This is a genomic window from Streptomyces ureilyticus (assembly GCF_011045025.1).
GTDB classification, from domain to species: Bacteria; Actinomycetota; Actinomycetes; order Streptomycetales; family Streptomycetaceae; genus Streptomyces; species Streptomyces ureilyticus.
In genome coordinates, this window is the sequence record NZ_JAAKZX010000010.1 from 24,269 (window position 1) to 37,554 (window position 13,286).

Here is a 13,286-nt window from a genome sequence, read left to right on the forward strand (position 1 = left end):
CCGGGCGCTCAGCGGAGAGGATCATGGGAGACTCCCCCTCATGAACGGCAATTCGACCCCCCGAGCGGCGGGAGAAGGAACCACGAGGACCCGGCTGGACCGCGGACGCGGCGCGCTCGGGCCCGCACTGGAGCTCGTGCACACGGGACGCGCGCCGACGCGGGCCGTGCTCACCGCCGAACTGGGGGTCACGCGGGCGACGGCAGGCGCGGTGGCCGCCGAGCTCGAAGCGCTCGGGCTGATCCGGGTCGACGCGCGCCCCGGCGCCGCCGCCGGTTCGCAGGGCCGGCCCTCGCACCGGCTCCGGCTCGCCGAGGACGGCCCCGTCGCCCTCGCCGCCCAGGTGCACGCCGACGGCTTCCGCGCGGCGCTGGTCGGGCTCGGCGGCCGTATCGTCGCGACCACGCCGGGCTGCGAGATCGTCGACGCCGACCCGGCGAAGGTGCTCGGCTCGGTCGTCGACGCGGGCGCCCAGCTCCTCCAGCAGACGGGACGTTACTGCGTGGGCGCCGGACTCGCCGTGCCCTCCGCCGTCGCCGAACCCGAGGGCACGGCCCTCAACCCGCTCCATCTGGCCTGGCCGGCGGGCGCACCCGTACGGGAGATCTTCGCGGAGCGGATCCACGCGGCCGGGATCACCGGCCCGGCGTTCGCCGCCAACGACGTCAACCTCGCCGCGCTCGCCGAGCACCGTCACGGCGCGGGCCGCGGCGCCCGCGACCTGCTGTGCGTGGCGACAGGACACCGCGGCGTCGGCGGCGCGCTCGTACTGGACGGCCGTCTGCACACGGGCAGTTCGGGCCTGGCACTCGAAGTCGGCCACCTCACGGTCAACCCCGAGGGCCGCCCCTGCCACTGCGGCAGCCGCGGCTGCCTGGATGTCGAAGCGGACCCGCTCGCCTTTCTCACCGCGGCGGGCCGCGACCCCGGCCCCGAGGTCTCGCTCCTCCAGGAGGCGAACGACCTGATCCGCGATCACTACGCCGACCCGGCCGTCCGCACGGCCGCCGAGGCACTGACCGACCGACTGGGCCTGGGACTTGCCGGGCTGGTCAACATCCTCAACCCGGACCGCATCATCCTCGGCGGACTCCACCGCGCCCTCCTCGACGCCGACCCGGAACGCCTGCGCGCCGTCGTCGCCGACCGCAGCCTGTGGGGACAGAGCGGCGGCGTACCGATCCTCCCCTGCACGCTCGACCACAACAGCCTGGTGGGAGCAGCCGAGTTGGCCTGGCAGCCGGTGCTCGACGACCCACTCGCCGCGCTCACGACCCGGTAAGGCTCCACAAGGCCGACACCAACGGCCGCCGCAGATCGGCGCGTCGTACGCACAGGCCGATCGGGAACCGCTCAGGCGGGGGAGTGGCGGGAAGCACGGCCAGCCGGTCGCGCACCGCACTGTGTTCGAGCACGAGCCGGGGTACGACACCGGGTGCCGCAGCCGAGCGCGACCAGCGTCAACAGCCCCTCGTGGCCGTCGGGTTCGGCCGCCACCTCGGGTGTGTGGCCCCGCGCGCGAAACCATCGGTCGGCCGCCTCGCGCACCAGTCCGCGGCGCGGCAGCACGAACGGCCCGTCGAGCCCGAGCCCGTCGTCCGCACGGTCGCGGGCCGTGACAAAGACCAGCTCGGTCACCGCCACCGTCCGGCTGACCAGCGGCCCCGGCAGCCTGGCCGGAATGCCCGCGACCGCCGCGTCGACCTCGCCCTCGTCGAGCCTGGCCAGCGCGGCTGCCGCGTCGCCGGTGCGCAGGTCGAGGCGTACTTGCGGATGAGCGGCGCGAAAGGGTGCGAGGAGATCGGGCAGCAGCGCCTGGCAGGCCGTCACCGTCGCGAACAAGGCCAGCCTGCCGGTGAGTTCGGCTGGATCCGGATGCTCCTCGCGGTACGTGCGCCACAGCTCCAGCGCCTCCATCGCGTACGCGCGGAAGCGGTGCCCCTCGGCCGTCAGCGACACCCCGCGCGGGCCGCGGTCGAAGAGCCGGTGGCCGAGCCCGGCCTCGAGGCGCTGCACGGTACGGGTCAGCGTCGCCGGGCTGACATGGCAGTCCAGACTCGTCCGGCCGAAGTTCAGTGTCTGCGACAGATGAAGGAACAGCCGCAGCTCGCGATGCTCGTTGAGCATGCCCTCACCTGTGCCTTTCATCTCACGCAACACCGCGCTGCACAAGTTGCGCTTGCCGCAACACGCAGCCGGAGCCTACAACTCGACCATGACCTCGACGACGTACGCGTCCACCGTCTTCCCCCTCGAAACCATGACCGTCCCCGGCGGCACCGAGACGATCCTGCGCGGCGGCCGCCATCTCTTCCCTCTGCTGCCGCGGGCTTTCGCGGGCGTCCACCGCATCGGCGTCATCGGCTGGGGCCCTCAAGGCCGCGCCCAGGCAAGCAACTTGAGGGACTCCCTCGCGAGTACGGACATCCGCGTCGCCGTCGGACTGCGCCCCGGTTCCGCCTCGGCCGCCGACGCCCGCGCGCACGGTTTCACCGAGGCCGACGGCACCCTCGGCGACTGGCTCGCCGTCACGGCCGAGAGCGATCTGCTGATCCTGCTGATCGCGGACGCCGCGCTCGCCGCCCACCACCGGGAACTGTTCGCAGCGCTGAAGCCCGGCGCCACGATCGGCCTGTCGCACGGCTTTCTGCTCGGTCATCTCCGGGAAACCGGCGGCGAGTTCCCCGCCGGGCACGGGGTGATCGCCGTCTGCCCCAAGGGCATGGGCGACTCGGTGCGAAAGCTGTACCTGCAGGGCGCGGAGATCAACGGCGCCGGAATCAACAGCAGTTTCGCCGTACACGCCGACCCCGACGGTCACGCCGTCGACCGTGCGCTCGGCTGGTCGGTCGCGCTCGGATCCCCGTACACCTTCCACACCACGCTGGACAGCGAGTACCGCTCCGACATCGTCGGCGAGCGCGCCATCCTGCTCGGCGCCGTCCACGGCATCGTCGAGAGCCTGTACGCGCGCTTCCGCCTGGCCGGCGACGACCCGGTGACGGCGTACGAGCGGTCCTGCGAGAACGTCACCGGCCCGATCGCCCGCACCATCTCACGCTCCGGACTGCGGGCGGTGCGCGAGAACCTCGACCCGTCGGGCCGGGACACCTTCGACCGCGCGTACACAGCGACGTACGGCCCCGCCCGCGACCTCGTCGCCGAGATCTACGACGAGGTCGCCGACGGCACCGAACTGCGCAGCGTGATCCTCGCAGAACAGCGCCTCGGCACCCGCCCGATGACCGAGATCGGCGGCTCGCCCATGTGGGCGGCGGGCGACGAGGTACGCGCCCGACGAGCCCAACGCGCCCTGCCCCTCGACCCGTTCACGGCGGGCGTCTTCATCGCCACCATGACGGCCCAGATCGACGAGTTCGCTGAGCGTGGCCACCCCTGGTCGGAGATCGTCAACGAGTCGGTCATCGAGGCCGTCGACTCACTGCTTCCCTACATGCACGCCCGCGACGTCGCGTACATGGTCGACAACTGCTCCCGCACGGCCCGCCTGGGCACCCGCCGCTGGGGCCCACGCTTCCAGGCGGCGTACGAGCAGATCGCCTTCCCGGCCTCCGAAGATCCCGTTGACCAGGCCCTGTTGAACGCCTTCGCCGCGAATCCGGTGCACGAGGCGCTGGCCGCGGCGGCGAAGCTCCGGCCGTCCGTGGACATCGCCGTGGTCTAGAGGGCTCTAGGACGAAGGCCCGGTCGCAGCGGAGGAGACGGCGTACTGCGCCACGCCTTCGCCGAAGGACCAGTCGATTGGCTCGTTCTCGATCAGGTTGACGAACACGTTCCGCGGCTCGGTCCTCGCGTAGGCCAGGGCGAGTTCGGCGATCCGCCGGTACAGCGCCTGCTTCTGCGCGGGGGTCCGCCCGGAGCGCAGGGTGATCGTGACGTACACCAGGCCGTCGTCCCGGTGGATCCCGAGGTAACCGTCGTCGTAGCGCAATGTGCTGCGGCTGCCGTCATGGCCGACCAGGACCTGGAACCGGTCGTCGGGCGGGATTCCGATGGACTCTACCAGGGCGTCGTGCACGGCACGGCCGAGGGCGTCGAGCCGATCGGGGTCGGCTCCTAGGGCGTCGATGCGGACGAAGGGCATGGATCTCCTTGTCGATAAGGTGACTTACAGGGCTTGGGGCGACCGGTCACGCCCCGGCGCCGACATGTGCAGCACCTCGTACCTGTCACCGCCCGCCTTGGAGGCGTCGTGCGCCCAGAGCGAGAAGTGAAGGACCTCCCAGCGGCTCGGGTCGACGACGGCCGCCGCGAGCACCGCGCCGTCCTCACCCGCCAGCCGCCCCGTCTCCCGTACCGCCTGAGCTCTCACTTCGGTCAACTGGGCACCGTCCGGCACCTGTTGGCGCCGCAGTACCGCCACCCGTGCGGGGGAGCGGGCGGCGCCACCCTCCTCGTACGCCAGCCCGGTCCACTGCCGGACCGACGGCCGCCCGAAGTCGTCGACGATGCCCTGGAAGGGGCCTCCCCAGAGAAAGGAGTTCATGCCCGCCACTGTGTTCCACAGATAGAACGGGGCGTACTGGTTGACCGGAGATCCGTGCACGCCGCGCTCGCGTATCAGGTACGTCTTGACACCGAGGCCCTCCCAGTCGTCGAGCACATGCCCCTTGCGTGCGACTCGGTCGCGGATGACGGCCATGTCGTAGTCGGCGGGCAGGGTGAGCGCGTACTGCATGGCGTGCAAGGAGTGCCTCCTCAGGCGGTACGGGCGGGACGCTCGGGACGGGCTTTCGAGGCGGCGGGAGCGAGCATGGACAGCAGCCCTCGTACACCCGCGTCGAAGGCCGCGGGTGAACCGGACGCGCGGGCCAGGACGTAACCGCCCTGGACGGTCGCGACGACGGCCGCCGCGATCTCCTCGCCGTCCAGCGAGGGCGCGAACTCGCCCTGCTCCTGGCCCTCTTCGACGATCCCGGCGAGCCGTTCCCGCAGCCAGTCGAGCGTCTCGTCGACCGGCGCGCGCAGCTCGGCGCTGGCGATCACGTCGGGGTCCATCGTGAGCCGCCCTATGGGACAGCCGCGCAGCACATCGCGCTCGCGCCGCAGATACGCCTCGATGCGCTCGTACGGGGTGCCCGGCCCGTCGAGTACTCCCGCGGCGGTAGCCCGCATCTCCTCGGCGGTCCGCCGGATCGCGGCCAGGGCGAGGTCCGGCTTTCCCTGGAAGTGGTGGTACATGCTGCCCTGCCCGGCGCCCGCGCGCTCCAGGATGGCCTTGGGGCTGGTGCCCACGTAACCGCGCTCCCACAGCAGCTCACGGGTGGACTCGATCAGACGCTCCGGCGTGCTCATAGACGCACTGTACATACTAGTAGTTACAGTAGTCGAGGGCTGCTCTGAGAAGCAGCGGTGGGCCACCCGCGTACTCCCGCGGAGGTACGCGCACTGCCGCTGGGCGTACGACGACCCGGGACCCCCTGCGGGACGACTCTCGGAAGCGACACGCAAGGACATCGCACAGCACATTCGCTACCGAGGAGTTGACCGATCATGCAGACCCTGGCGCACTTCGGCGATGGCGGGCCCGGCCCGTGGATCCTGTTCTTCCCGGTGATCTGGGCACTGGTCATCGGCGGCGGCATCGCGCTGCTGCGCCGCACGGTGTGGCGCGGACGCCGCGGCCCCCGGCGGCCGGCCGCCGAGGACAACTCACCCATCACCGTGCTCGGCCACCGCTTCGCCTCCGGCGAGATCGACGAGGACGAGTACTGGCGCCGGCTGTCCGTCCTGGACGAGCAGTTCGGCCGGACCGGCAAGGGCGGTGCGGCATGACCACGAGCGCGACCACGACTACGACCCCCACGCGCACCGCCGCCCGCGTCGTCGACGCCGTGAAGGTGTACGGCAGCGGCGACACCAGCGTGCGGGCCCTGGACCGGGTGAGCGTCGGCTTTCCGGCCGGCCGCTTCACCGCGATCATGGGCCCCTCGGGATCCGGCAAGTCCACCTTGATGCACTGCGCGGCCGGACTCGACACGCTCACCTCGGGCACCGCCCACATCGGCGACACCGAGCTGAGCACCCTGGACGACCGCCGACTCACCCTGCTGCGCCGCGACCGCGTCGGCTTCGTGTTCCAGGCGTACAACCTGGTGCCGACGCTCACCGTGGCGGAGAACATCACGCTGCCGCTGGACCTGGCGGGCGGCAAGGGCGATATCCGCGACGACGAATGGATCGACGCGCTGATCGACGTCGTCGGTCTGCGCGGCCGACTGCACCACCGGCCCTCCGAGCTCTCCGGCGGCCAGCAGCAACGCGTCGCCGTGGCCCGGGCGTTCGCCGGGCAGCCGGACGTCGTCTTCGCCGACGAGCCGACCGGCAACCTGGACTCCCGCTCCGGAGAGGAAGTCCTCGGCCTGCTCGGGCGCACGGTGCGCCAGACGGCCCGCACGGTCGTCATGGTCACCCACGACCCCGTGGCCGCCGCGCACGCCGACGAGGTCGTGTTCCTCGCGGACGGGCGCCTGGTCGACCGTATGACCTCCCCGACCGCCGACAAGGTCCTGGACCGCATGAAAGCCTTCGAGGTGCCGTCATGAACGCGTCCGTACGCATCAGCGCGTCGTCCCTGCGCGCCCACAAACGGCGCTTCGCCGGTACGTTCCTGGCGGTGCTCCTCGGAGTCGCGTTCCTGGCCGGCACCCTCGTCATGGGCGACACCCTGCGCGCCAGCTTCGACACGATGTTCGGCAACGCGACGAGCGGCACCGACGCCGTCGTCCGCAGCGCCGACACCATCACCACGCCGGGCGAGAGCCAGGGCGTACGACAGCCCGTCGACACCGGCCTGGTGAAGCGGATCGAGGACACGCCCGGCGTCGCCGCCGCCGTACCCACCATCGAGGGCGCGGGCCAGCTCATCGGCGCCGACGGCGACCCCATCGGCGGCGCGGGCCCGCCCACGCTCGCGGGCAACTGGATCGACGACGCGAAGCTCAATCCGTACCAACTCGCCGAAGGACGCGCCCCGTCGAAGTCCGGCGAGGTCGTCGTCAACCGCGGCACCGCCGAGCGGGGAGACCTGAAGATCGGCGACACCACGACCCTGCGTACGCCCGACCCGGTCAAGGTCACGATCGTCGGTCTCGCGACCTTCGGTGGCGAGGACGGCATGGCGCAGGTGACCTTCACCGGTATGACGCAGGCCGACGCCGAGAAGTACCTGACCGCGAAGCCCGGCGAGGCCGCGACCATCCAGGTGCGGGCCGGTCCCGGCACCAGCCAGCAGGAGCTGGTGGACGCCCTGACTCCCGTACTGCCCAAGGGAATCGAGGCGATCACCGGCCAGGAGTCGGCCGCGGAGAACACGGACATGATCTCCGACCAGTTCCTCAGCCTGTTCACCACCTTCCTGCTGGTGTTCTCGGGCGTGGCGCTGCTGGTCGCGACCTTCTCCATCCACAACACCTTCGCGATCGTGGTCGCCCAACGCACCCGGGAGAACGCCCTGTTGCGTGCACTTGGCGCCTCGCGTCGCCAGGTCACCGTCTCCACGCTCGTCGAGGCGAGCGCCGTCGCCGTGGTGGCGTCTGCGGCGGGTCTCGCGGGCGGTATCGGTATCGCGGCCGGTCTGCAGGCGCTGTTCCCGGCGATCGGATTCCCGTTCCCCGACGGCGACTTGGTGATCAGCGGCCTGTCGATGCTGCTGCCGCTGGCGGTCGGCATCGTGGTCTGCCTCGGCTCCGCACTGCTGCCCGCCGGCCGCGCCGGCCGCACCGCACCGCTCGCCGCGCTGCGGGAAACGGCCGTCGACCAGTCCGGCGCGTCCCGCACCCGCGCCGTCGTAGGCGGCGGACTCGGCGTGCTGGCCATAGCGGTCACGCTGACCGGGGTGTTCGTGAGCCCTTCCCTGTGGCTCGCGGGCTCCGGCGCCCTCCTGGCGCTGGCCGCATTCGTGGTCCTCGGCCCGGTCGCCTCGACCACGGCTGTACGCGCCCTCGGCAGCCCACTCGACCGGCTGCGCGGTGTCACCGGCGGGCTGGCCAGGCGCAACGCCCTGCGCAGCCCGAAGCGGACCGCCGCCACCGCGAGCGCGCTGATGATCGGTGTCGCCGTCGTCTCGCTGTTCACGGTGTTCGGAGCCTCGCTGAAGGCCACCATGGACCAGACGGTGTCGCGGTCCTTCGCGGGCGACGTCGCCGTCAGCACCCCGTCGTTCGGCGCGGGTGGCAGCGGACTGAGCCCCCGGCTCGCCGGCGCCATCGCGGAGCGGCCCGAGGTGGACACGGCTGTCGGTCTCGGCCGCGGAGTCGCCGAAGTCGACGGCAAGGGCCGCGCGTTGACGGTCACCGACCCGGCCGCGCTGGAGCGGGCCTTCGACCTCGGCACGATCCAGGGCTCGATGCGGAACCTCGGCACGGACGGTATCGCCATCACCGAGAACGAGGCGGACGAGCAGGGCCTGAAGGCCGGCGACAAGACCCGACTCACCTTCACCGACGGCAAGAAGGACACCTTCACGGTCCGCGCGGTCTACGGCCAGTCGGAACTCGCGGGCGACTACGTCATCACCCGCGAGGCCTGGGCCCCACATCGCACCCAGGACTCCGACACCCTCGTGGCCGTCTCCTTCAAGGACGGCGTGAGCGCGCCCGACGGCAAGGCGGCGGTCGAAAAGATCGCGGCGGCCTACGGCAACCCCGAGGTGCAGACTCGCGACGAGTACGCACAGTCCTCGGCCGGCGGCATCGACATGATGCTCACCCTGGTCTACGCGCTGCTCGCCCTCGCCGTACTGATCGCGCTGCTCGGCATCGCCAACACGCTGACCCTCGCGATCCACGAACGCACCCGCGAACTGGGCCTGCTGCGAGCGGTCGGCCAGACCCGGGCCCAGCTGCGCGCCATGGTCCGCTGGGAGTCGGTCCTAGTCGCCGCGTTCGGCACGCTGGGCGGACTCGTCCTCGGCGCCTTCCTCGGCTGGGTCCTCGTCAAGGCGTCCGACGGCGCCAGCGACAGTGCCTTCGCCTTCGCCCTGCCGCCCACGCAGCTCGCACTGGTGGCACTCGTGGGCCTCGCGGCCGGAGCGCTGGCAGCCCTGCGGCCGGCGGGACGGGCAGCACGCCTGGACGTGCTTCGCGCCATTGCCTCCGGCGGTTGAGCGGGGGCGCCCACGGGGCGGGTGGATTCAGTTCATGGGCGACTGCGCGAACAGCCATGACGGCGCCGCAGCCGACAACGAACCCACCCGCCCAACCGCCGGAGGCAAACCGCACGTTCTAACCAACCACCCCCAGCGGAGCGCTCACCGCCTCCGTAACCGCCCCATACGGCGGACAAGGAGGCAGCGTCACCGCAGGCGACGGTGCCGCAAGCGCGAACCACACGACCTTGCCGGACTCGCCGTCCGGCCGCACCCCCCAGCTCTCACTCAGCGCGGCGACCATCGCGAGCCCGCGACCGCACGTGGCGGACACGTCGGCGTCGCGCACCTCAGGAAGCCGCGGATCGTGATCACGCACCGAAACCGTGAGCCGGTCGAGCAGCAGCTCGATCTCCACGGTGCACACCTTGTCGGGCTCGGCATGCTGGTGAACGTTGGTCAGCAGCTCGGTCACACCGAGCGCGGCCCGGTCTATCAAGGCGTCGAGATGCCAGTAGCGCAGTTGCGCCGAGACGATCCTGCGGACCTGGCCGATCCGCGACGGCAGGGCTTGGAGCTCCACCGTGCAGTGCCTGCTTGGCTGACTGATCACGGCTGCGACTCCCCGAATTGAGGTCCGGAAGAAGACGAGAACGGATCCAGCAGGGTGCCTTGGTGCCATGGCCGCCTGCTGTTCGTGACCGGCGCGCGCTGTTTCACAGCGTGATCACCGGTGAACCCAGAGTGACGTGGGATCAGCGTGACGCAGGGGAGGGGGTCCTGCAACTCGTGGCACCGTCAGTGACCGCGCCCCGCCGCCTTGCGTACCGCTTCGATGAACCGGCGGGCGGCGGGCGGTCCGGCCTCGCCCGGAGCGGGGTCGTGCTCGCCGAGGGTGAGCGTGTAGCGGGTGCCGTTGACTTCCGCCAGTGCGCGGTCGTCATGGGCGAACCACGGCTTCGACGCGCGGACCGCCCGCACGGGTGCGCTGTCGATCTCGCTGCCGTAGCTGGTGAGCAACTCCAGCCTGCCGTCGCTGATCCTGACCTGTCCGGCCCGGGTGAGCGAACGCAGCCTCTTCCCGATCCGTACGCCCGTGGCCGTGAACTCCGGCTCCGCCATGATGCCCCGCCCCCTTGTGCGCTACGGCTGTGCTCCGTCCTGGTCCAGTGTGCGTGGCGCTCGGGATCGCCGTCTCGTGTCGGGTTCGCCGTCCCCTGCGGTGCAGTCTGCACGTCCCGCGCGTCTCGCACCAGTGCGCACGCGAACGTCGGGCGCACGGTCCGGCGCACTCGCGCGGATGCGCCCCCCCACCGCTGTGTACCAGTGGTTCCTTTGAGGTGCCCAAAGGATTGTTTATGCAGGTGAGAAGCGTGCGGAAGCTGTCTATGATCGACGCGTCCGACCCGCCGAACCGGTGTCGGCCCATCCTTAAGGAGCCCGGCCGTGACAACCCCAGAGCAGGCCCGCGCCCACGAGCCGATGGCCACACTCGACGTCGACCACAGCGACACGGAGTACCGGCACTGGCTCAAGGAAGCCGTACGCAAGGTCCAGGCCGACGCCAACCGCTCCGCCGACACCCACCTGCTGCGATTCCCGCTGCCAGAGGCGTGGGGCATCGACCTGTACCTCAAGGACGAGTCCACCCACATCACGGGCAGCCTCAAGCACCGACTGGCCCGCTCGCTGTTCCTGTACGGCCTGTGCAACGGCTGGATCCGGCGTGGTCGGCCCGTCATCGAGGCGTCCAGCGGTTCCACGGCCGTCTCCGAGGCGTACTTCGCGAAGCTGATCGGGGTGCCCTTCATCGCGGTCATGCCGCGCACGACGAGCGCCGAGAAGTGCCGACTGATCGAATTCCACGGCGGGCAGTGCCACTTCGTGGACGACCCGCGCAAGATGTACGAGGAGTCCGCCGCCTTGGCGGCCGAGACCGGCGGCCACTATATGGACCAGTTCACCTACGCGGAACGGGCCACGGACTGGCGCGGCAACAACAACATCGCCGAATCGATCTACCGCCAGCTGAAGCTGGAGCGCTACCCCGAGCCCGCGTGGATCGTCGCCACGGCCGGCACCGGCGGCACGTCGGCGACCATCGCCCGCTATGTGCACTACATGCAGCACGACACCCGCATCTGCGTCGCCGATCCGGAGAACTCCTGCTTCTTCGAGGGCTGGACGACGGGCAACGCGGACGTCACCACCGACTGCGGTTCACGCATCGAGGGCATCGGCCGGCCGCGCATGGAGCCGAGCTTCGTACCGGGCGCCGTCGACCGGATGATGAAGGTCCCGGACGCGGCGAGCGTGGCCGCCGTACGCGCACTGGAACAGTCGATCGGCCGCAAGGCGGGCGGCTCGACCGGCACCGGGCTGTGGAGCGCCCTCAAGATCGTCGCCGAGATGGTGGCCGCGGGCCGCACGGGAAGCGTGGTCACGCTGCTGTGCGACCCCGGGGACCGCTACCTGGACAAGTACTACTCGGACGAGTGGCTGGCCGCGCAGGGCCTGGGCATCGCGCCGTACGCGAAGACGATCGAGTCACTGCTGGCTACGGGGGTGTGGCCGGACTAGGTGTACTTGGGGCGCACGCGCGCGTACGCCTGCTTACGTCCGTGCTGATGCCAGCCGCCGGTCCAGCTTCGTCACCGCGTCCCGGAACGCGCGCCCCAGCCCCGGCCGCCCCAGCGTCACGGCGAAGCGGAACACCGCGGTGCCGTCGGCGGCAAAGGTCCACTGCACCCGCGTACCCGTCCCGTGCGGGGTCAGCCGCCACTCCTCGACGAGGGCGCGCACCCCGGGGGCGTTCGTCTTGTCGACGCGATACGTGTACACCTCGGCGGGCTCGGCCGCGAGCACCGTCTCCTGGAAACGCGTACCGCCCTTGAGCCGGATCTGCCGCCCCTTGCCGTCCTCGGTCGGCCGGGCCAGCGTCACCGCCGAGAACCACTCCGGCCAGCCCGCCACGTCATCGGCGAGCGTACGGAAGACCGCCTCAGGGGGCGCGCTCACCACTCGCGCGAACACCAGACGCACAGGAGCGGACTGGACGAAGTCGAGCCCCACCGGGCGCAGTTGGCGAGCCACGTACGAAACCCCCTCGCGGGAACGGAATCCGGACAGCGTCAGACCCGAGGTGAAGCGGTGGAATACGGGCGTACGCTCACGATAACTGGCGGCCCGTCAGATGTCTGTACCCTCCTCGGGCTCGCCCGCCACCACCAGGCGCCGCAGATGCTCGGAGACCTCCGCGCGTGCCTCCGCGGGCAGCCCGGCGTCCGTGACCAGCGTGTCGACCTGCTCCAGCGCGGCGAACGAACTCAGCCCCACCGTGCCCCATTTGGTGTGGTCCGCGACCACGACGACGCGCCGCGCGGACTGCACGAGCCGCCGGTTCGTCTCGGCCTCCGCCAGGTTCGGCGTCGACAGGCCCGCCTCGACCGAGATGCCGTGCACCCCGAGGAACAGCACATCGAAGTGCAGCGCCCCGATCGCCTGGTCGGCGACCGGTCCCACGAGCGAGTCCGAGGGCGTGCGCACACCACCCGTCAGTACGACCGTGGCCGCACCCTGCCGCTGCCCGGAGGTGCGCTGCGCCGCATGGAAGACATCTGCCACGCGCACCGAGTTGGTCACCACGGTCAGGTCCGGCACATCGAGGAGCTGCTGGGCGAGCGCGTACGTCGTCGTGCCGCCCGACAGGGCGATCGCCGTACCAGGCGCGACCAGGCCCGCAGCGGCCCGCGCGATGTCCTCCTTGGCGGTCAGCTCCAGCCCCGACTTGGCCTCGAAACCCGGCTCATGGGTGCTCGCCTCGACGATCGGGACCGCGCCGCCGTGCACCTTCTCCACCACGCCCTGCCGGGACAGCGCGTCCAGATCGCGGCGGACCGTCATATCGGAGACGCCGAGCTTCCTGGTGAGCTCGTTGACGCGGACGCCGCCGCGCCGCCGGACCTCGTCGAGGATCAGAGCACGGCGCTGCTCCGCGAGGAGGTTCTGATTCTCACTCACGTCCGCTCCGGTCCCTTCGCCTCGTATTCGCCCGACACTGTCTCGAACCCCCTCCGACCCGTCTTGGACCCCTCCGACCCCCTCCGACGAGGACATTCTCCCCGCCTGGGACCCCAAGGGCGTCCCATACTCGCACGGGTGACCACCCCTTGCGCCA

General features: G+C 71.1%; 13 protein-coding genes and 1 pseudogene. 6 read left to right on the top strand and 8 right to left on the bottom strand.

Going from position 1 to position 13,286, the window contains the following annotated elements; all coding sequences use genetic code 11:
• Nucleotides 1-40: 40 nt before the first annotated feature.
• On the top strand, nucleotides 41-1,282 hold the full coding sequence (locus tag G6048_RS05085) for an ROK family protein (RefSeq protein ID WP_165338225.1): 1,242 nt from the start codon (nucleotides 41-43) through the stop codon (nucleotides 1,280-1,282).
• Here the strand turns inward: G6048_RS05085 and ilvY are convergent.
• A pseudogene (ilvY, locus tag G6048_RS05090) lies at nucleotides 1,269-2,127 on the bottom strand (HTH-type transcriptional activator IlvY). The gene G6048_RS05085 and the pseudogene ilvY overlap by 14 nt on opposite strands.
• An 88-nt stretch (nucleotides 2,128-2,215) precedes the next feature.
• Here ilvY and G6048_RS05095 point away from each other — a divergent pair.
• Nucleotides 2,216-3,685, top strand: a complete 1,470-nt coding sequence (locus G6048_RS05095; RefSeq protein WP_165338226.1) for a ketol-acid reductoisomerase — start codon at nucleotides 2,216-2,218, stop codon at nucleotides 3,683-3,685.
• A gap of 6 nt (nucleotides 3,686-3,691) precedes the next feature.
• On the opposite strand, the gene G6048_RS05100 is transcribed toward G6048_RS05095, so the two are convergent.
• From G6048_RS05100 to G6048_RS05110, 3 genes are read right to left on the bottom strand one after another with little or no spacing between them, the layout of a single operon-like run.
• A complete protein-coding gene (locus tag G6048_RS05100) occupies nucleotides 3,692-4,105 on the bottom strand; it encodes a tautomerase family protein (protein ID WP_165338227.1) in 414 nt (137 codons plus the stop codon).
• Nucleotides 4,106-4,129: 24 nt separating this feature from the next.
• Nucleotides 4,130-4,708, bottom strand: a complete 579-nt coding sequence (locus tag G6048_RS05105; protein WP_165338228.1) for a DUF4865 family protein — start codon at nucleotides 4,706-4,708, stop codon at nucleotides 4,130-4,132.
• A gap of 11 nt (nucleotides 4,709-4,719) precedes the next feature.
• Nucleotides 4,720-5,331, bottom strand: coding sequence for a TetR/AcrR family transcriptional regulator (locus G6048_RS05110; protein ID WP_165338229.1), 612 nt, complete (start codon nucleotides 5,329-5,331; stop codon nucleotides 4,720-4,722).
• A 183-nt stretch (nucleotides 5,332-5,514) separates the two neighbouring features.
• Here G6048_RS05110 and G6048_RS05115 point away from each other — a divergent pair, with 183 nt between their 5' ends.
• From G6048_RS05115 to G6048_RS05125, 3 genes are read left to right on the top strand one after another with little or no spacing between them, the layout of a single operon-like run.
• Nucleotides 5,515-5,796, top strand: coding sequence for an SHOCT domain-containing protein (locus G6048_RS05115; RefSeq protein WP_165338230.1), 282 nt, complete (start codon nucleotides 5,515-5,517; stop codon nucleotides 5,794-5,796).
• Entirely contained in the window at nucleotides 5,793-6,566 is a 774-nt protein-coding gene (locus G6048_RS05120) for an ABC transporter ATP-binding protein (protein WP_165338231.1), read from the top strand. The genes G6048_RS05115 and G6048_RS05120 overlap by 4 nt, the downstream gene beginning before the upstream one ends.
• A complete protein-coding gene (locus tag G6048_RS05125; protein WP_165338232.1) occupies nucleotides 6,563-9,127 on the top strand; it encodes an ABC transporter permease in 2,565 nt (854 codons plus the stop codon). The genes G6048_RS05120 and G6048_RS05125 overlap by 4 nt, the downstream gene beginning before the upstream one ends.
• 118 nt (nucleotides 9,128-9,245) lie before the next feature.
• On the opposite strand, the gene G6048_RS05130 is transcribed toward G6048_RS05125, so the two are convergent.
• Both G6048_RS05130 and G6048_RS05135 read right to left on the bottom strand, forming a co-directional pair.
• Nucleotides 9,246-9,722 carry an ATP-binding protein gene (locus tag G6048_RS05130; protein ID WP_165338233.1) on the bottom strand — a complete coding sequence of 159 codons (477 nt, stop codon included), beginning with the start codon at nucleotides 9,720-9,722 and terminating at the stop codon, nucleotides 9,246-9,248.
• Between the two features lie 185 nt (nucleotides 9,723-9,907).
• Nucleotides 9,908-10,231 carry a hypothetical protein gene (locus G6048_RS05135; protein ID WP_165338234.1) on the bottom strand — a complete coding sequence of 108 codons (324 nt, stop codon included), beginning with the start codon at nucleotides 10,229-10,231 and terminating at the stop codon, nucleotides 9,908-9,910.
• A 360-nt stretch (nucleotides 10,232-10,591) separates the two neighbouring features.
• Here G6048_RS05135 and cds1 point away from each other — a divergent pair, with 360 nt between their 5' ends.
• Complete coding sequence (gene cds1 / locus G6048_RS05140; RefSeq protein ID WP_165338288.1) at nucleotides 10,592-11,689, top strand: L-cysteine desulfhydrase Cds1; 1,098 nt, start codon at nucleotides 10,592-10,594, stop codon at nucleotides 11,687-11,689.
• Nucleotides 11,690-11,722: 33 nt separating this feature from the next.
• On the opposite strand, the gene G6048_RS05145 is transcribed toward cds1, so the two are convergent.
• Together G6048_RS05145 and G6048_RS05150 are read right to left on the bottom strand one after the other, a co-directional pair.
• Complete coding sequence (locus G6048_RS05145; RefSeq protein WP_165338235.1) at nucleotides 11,723-12,202, bottom strand: SRPBCC family protein; 480 nt, start codon at nucleotides 12,200-12,202, stop codon at nucleotides 11,723-11,725.
• A gap of 96 nt (nucleotides 12,203-12,298) precedes the next feature.
• Nucleotides 12,299-13,129, bottom strand: coding sequence for a DeoR/GlpR family DNA-binding transcription regulator (locus G6048_RS05150; RefSeq protein WP_165338236.1), 831 nt, complete (start codon nucleotides 13,127-13,129; stop codon nucleotides 12,299-12,301).
• Nucleotides 13,130-13,286: the final 157 nt, after the last annotated feature.

Excerpts from the sequence above, each read along its gene's own strand:
- G6048_RS05085 (WP_165338225.1), top strand. The coding sequence starts at position 41 with ATGAACGGCAATTCGACCCCCCGAGCGGCGGGAGAAGGAACCACGAGG.
- G6048_RS05095 (WP_165338226.1), top strand. The coding sequence starts at position 2,216 with ATGACCTCGACGACGTACGCGTCCACCGTCTTCCCCCTCGAAACCATG.
- G6048_RS05100 (WP_165338227.1), bottom strand. The coding sequence starts at position 4,105 with ATGCCCTTCGTCCGCATCGACGCCCTAGGAGCCGACCCCGATCGGCTC.
- G6048_RS05110 (WP_165338229.1), bottom strand. The coding sequence starts at position 5,331 with ATGTACAGTGCGTCTATGAGCACGCCGGAGCGTCTGATCGAGTCCACC.
- G6048_RS05115 (WP_165338230.1), top strand. The coding sequence starts at position 5,515 with ATGCAGACCCTGGCGCACTTCGGCGATGGCGGGCCCGGCCCGTGGATC.
- G6048_RS05120 (WP_165338231.1), top strand. The coding sequence starts at position 5,793 with ATGACCACGAGCGCGACCACGACTACGACCCCCACGCGCACCGCCGCC.
- G6048_RS05125 (WP_165338232.1), top strand. The coding sequence starts at position 6,563 with ATGAACGCGTCCGTACGCATCAGCGCGTCGTCCCTGCGCGCCCACAAA.
- G6048_RS05135 (WP_165338234.1), bottom strand. The coding sequence starts at position 10,231 with ATGGCGGAGCCGGAGTTCACGGCCACGGGCGTACGGATCGGGAAGAGG.
- cds1 (WP_165338288.1), top strand. The coding sequence starts at position 10,592 with ATGGCCACACTCGACGTCGACCACAGCGACACGGAGTACCGGCACTGG.